Source organism: Dendronalium phyllosphericum CENA369 (genome assembly GCF_016056275.1).
Taxonomy (GTDB): Bacteria; Cyanobacteriota; Cyanobacteriia; order Cyanobacteriales; family Nostocaceae; genus Dendronalium; species Dendronalium phyllosphericum.
Map to the genome: position 1 here is coordinate 1 of NZ_JAECZA010000154.1, position 3,867 is coordinate 3,867.

The following is a 3,867-nucleotide window of genomic DNA, read 5'->3' on the forward strand; positions in this document are numbered from 1 at the left end:
GGAGTAGGGGGAGTAGGGGGGGATGAGGGAGACAAGGGGAGAATAATAACTTTGCCTTTGCTTCCTGACAACTGACCACTGACAACTGACCACTGACAACTATCTCCTCCTTTCAGCCTTCATTGAGCTAGTTCTCTCTCAATTGCAGCTACCAACTGCGAGTCATTGGGTGAAACAGCACTCTTAAACCGAGCAACGACTTCTCCTTTTTTATTTACTAGAAACTTTTCAAAGTTCCAAGAAACATTGCCAGTGGGTTCTACGGCTTTAGTCAGGTGGGCATAAAGCGGATGCTGTTGCGAACCTTGAGCGTGTACCTTATCAAACAACTGAAAGCTTGTTCCGTAGCGGCTTGTGCAAAATTGGACAATTTCTTCGTTAGTCCCTGGTTCTTGCATTCCGTAGTCGTTGCAGGGAAATGCTAAAATTTCTAGCCCTTGAGTGCGATATTTCTGGTATAGTTCTTCCAATCCTTTGTACTGGCCAGTGTAGCCACAATAAGATGCTACATTGACAATCAACAGCACTTTGCCGAGGTATTCGTTTAAGAGCCGATCTTTACCATCAATGGTTTTAACAGAAATGTCAGCGATCGTCCTGCTCATGTCGGGTCAATCTAAATCTTTTCATCACTGCTCATCCTACGACGATTCCTGACAAATTTATCGAGAGATTTTCTAGGGTTCAGAACTACATAACACCAAATGAGCAAAGAATATATTTTTTGAAAAACAGCTTAAAAATAGGAAAAAGCCTTAATCTGTACTTTTGTGTGTCTTAATTACGAATTACGAATTACGAATTACGAATTAGTATAATACCCCTAAACTATTTATCTCAATTCATGATAGGCAAGGAGATGCAGCAACCATCCCCAGAAGTTTTAGCTGTCCTCAAGGCAGGGCAATCTCTCAACCAAGAAGACTTTTACCGATTAGACTTCAGCAGTCTTGACCTCAAAAAAGCCAACCTCAAAAAAGCCAACTTGATTGGAGTCAATTTCACTCAAGCAGATTTGAGTGAAGCCGATCTCAGTGAAGCAGATTTACGAGGAGCAGACCTGAGCAAAGCAATCTTAAGAAACGCTAATTTGCAAGGTGCTTATTTATATCGAGCCAATTTGAGTGGGGCAGATATTAGTGGGGCTAATTTAGACGGAGCTAGGCTGCAAGTATCGCGGTATGACAGTCAAACCATTTTTCCTGAAGGATTTGCATATAAAACTTCAGGGGCGGTAGGGCCTAGTGCCAATCTGAATGGCGCTAATTTGAATACTGCTAACTTGCGAGATGCCGATTTACAAGGTTCTAATTTGTTGGGTGCTTATCTCGGTGGTGCTGACCTTACAGGAGCAAATTTACAAGGTGCTAGACTCAGCAGTGCTGACCTGCGAAGAGCTTTTTTGACGGGAGCTTACTTGCGAAATGCCCGGTTAAATGGAGCAAATCTGGCACATGTGGATTTACGGGCAGCTGATTTAACTAATATTGAGTTCGAGCATTTAGAAAGCATTGCTGGAGCGGATTTTTCTAACGTGCAGGGACTCAATGAAGAACATAGAATCCGCCTTCTCAGCCACTCCATACAAGAGTTGGATACTTGGAATGCATTTACACGCAGAACAACACGAGCAAGTCTGGAAAGGTGAGTAGGGAGTTATACCAATTCGTAAATCGTAATTACGTAATTAGGGCTTGCTGAAAAAGCAATAAAAAGCCTTTGAAGGATTGATTAGTTATCTAAGGAAGGTAAGACATAAGTTTTTGTTGTCTAGAATTGAGCGAATTATAAAGCTCAATTTAGAGGCTTTTCAAAATAGCGATCGAGCATCGGCAGGACGAGAGAGGCGGGGGCAATGCTTCTCGGATAAGCACTCTTGATCTCTGGTATTATCTGGGAAAAGGTTAAGCGATGAATTGAAAGCAAGCTTTCCCTACTCCCTTTTTCAAGTTAGATTGTCAGGATTACAACAGATTTTCGATAATCTTTGCAACCTATTAAGTAATTTCCTCATATCTTTACCCAATCTTCAATTTATTAATTATTAATTGCCGTTACTATAGTATTCAGTAAGGTATATTTTAATATTTTCAAATTACCTATAGTATACAACAATTGTTAATAAATATCATCAAAATATGTCATTTTTATTAGACAGTTTTTTCCTCAATTATAGATAGTTTGAATTTTATATAATTAAACCACTGAATATCTATACATTTACTTTATAAATGTATAAATATCATTAAATATTAATCTTGTATTAGCAATTATTTATAAATATCAATAAACCTTGGAGAACGAGATAACATGATATGTGCTTGGAGACGTTGGATTAAGACTAGTAATTTAGGTTTAATAGCGGTAATACCAACGTTGATATTTTTAGCATTTCCCTATCGAACTAGTGCTAAAGATCCAGGAGCATGTTTCATGGTAACTTCCTCTGGTAGAACCATCGAATTGACAAAGCTTTGTGGTTCTACAAAAGCCTCTTCAGAACCTTCTGACAAGAGAGTATTTCGGGTTCCAATCAAACGCCGCCTTGGTGGAACTCCTATAATTGATGTCACCTTTAACGATAAAAAAATCTTTGAGATGATTGTAGATACAGGTGCAACTGGCACTGTCATTACTCAGAGTATGGCAAATACGCTTGAACTTCAAACAACAGGTATAATGAAAGCCCAAATTGCTGATGGTAGCCAAGTACAATTTTTGACTAGTAATATAAAATCAATAGCAGCGGGCGGAATTGTAGCCAATAATCTTCAGGTAGGAATTGCGCCAAAAGCAGCTATTGGATTATTAGGTCACGATTTTTTTGGCAACTACAACATCACAATTTTAGAAACAGAGGTGGAGTTTCATCATCGCTAGATTTTGACTATTCGTTATACCAATTTCAATAATCTTTGCGACAGATAAATTGTTTGTAAGGGCGAACGTAACAGTGCCCCTACCAAGGTATCTGTTCCATTCTTTTTTCAAATTGGTATTAGTTGCCTGGGTCGTGAAACCCTCCCCAAAATTGCTACAACGCTTTTAACATTCTCTAATACTCGAATAAAAAGCAAAACCCCACTTATAAGGTGGGGTCGGTGTTAGGGTCTCTTTTTTAATACAATTGTACTATATAAATTTAGGAATGGCAAGAGAAAGCCCGTATTATCTCGTAAGTGTTTATACGGTTATAGTTGGTCTCAAGAATATGTAGAATAAGCCTTGTTCAAAAATTAAGTGACTAACATTGCAACAAAAGTCTTGCAAAATACTTGATTTACGGATATTACAGTCGCGTCCCATCAGCAATCACTTTTTACAATATGCGAACAAAAAACTTAGTTTCATCGTTAACACTAGGTGTAGCACTGACAGCAATACCTGTAGTGTCATCTTATGGCACAGAAAAGCAAACACCAAACTTGTATGAACTTGAAGGCGAGAATGTTAAGGTAACTTACTCCACAACAAGCTTTGATGGTAAGCCTCGTTTGGACTATGAAGAACAACAACGAAAATTACAATTTGTCGGAGATGAGATCCGTACTGAAAAGGTAGAAATTGGGACGCTGGTAACTGTGACTCTTTATCAGAAAAGAGATAGTGGTAGTGCCACATTTAGCTTACTTTTGCCCCCTGTAAGCCTGACAAAAAGCAATGAGTCCAAAATAGCGACTCAAGGCATTACAACTTTTAGCCGTTTTTCTAAAATTTATGAATCTAACCATGGGCAGACAAAGTTTTATACGATAACTCCTTTATCTGGTACAGCTAAAGCTGTCGCATTTTAAATAGCATACGAGCGAGGAGATGAGGGAGACAAGGGGGAAATAATAACTACCTCTACCTCTTGCCTTTTGACCC

General features: G+C 38.8%; 4 protein-coding genes. 3 read left to right on the forward strand and 1 reads right to left on the reverse strand.

Going from position 1 to position 3,867, the window contains the following annotated elements; all coding sequences use genetic code 11:
* Positions 1-119: 119 nt before the first annotated feature.
* The gene (locus tag I8752_RS21190) at positions 120-605 is read right to left on the reverse strand and encodes a glutathione peroxidase (protein ID WP_214434263.1); all 486 of its coding nucleotides are present in this window, start codon (positions 603-605) and stop codon (positions 120-122) included.
* Positions 606-844: 239 nt separating this feature from the next.
* Between I8752_RS21190 and I8752_RS21195 the strand changes: the two genes are divergently transcribed.
* The 3 genes from I8752_RS21195 (at position 845) to I8752_RS21205 (ending at position 3,794) form a co-directional block, all read left to right on the forward strand.
* Positions 845-1,648: a pentapeptide repeat-containing protein gene (locus tag I8752_RS21195; protein ID WP_214434264.1), complete on the forward strand. Its 804-nt coding sequence runs from the start codon at positions 845-847 to the stop codon at positions 1,646-1,648.
* Positions 1,649-2,310: 662 nt separating this feature from the next.
* Complete coding sequence (locus I8752_RS21200) at positions 2,311-2,880, forward strand: retropepsin-like aspartic protease family protein (protein WP_214434265.1); 570 nt, start codon at positions 2,311-2,313, stop codon at positions 2,878-2,880.
* A gap of 446 nt (positions 2,881-3,326) precedes the next feature.
* Positions 3,327-3,794 carry a hypothetical protein gene (locus I8752_RS21205; protein WP_214434266.1) on the forward strand — a complete coding sequence of 156 codons (468 nt, stop codon included), beginning with the start codon at positions 3,327-3,329 and terminating at the stop codon, positions 3,792-3,794.
* The last annotated feature ends 73 nt before the right edge of the window (positions 3,795-3,867 follow it).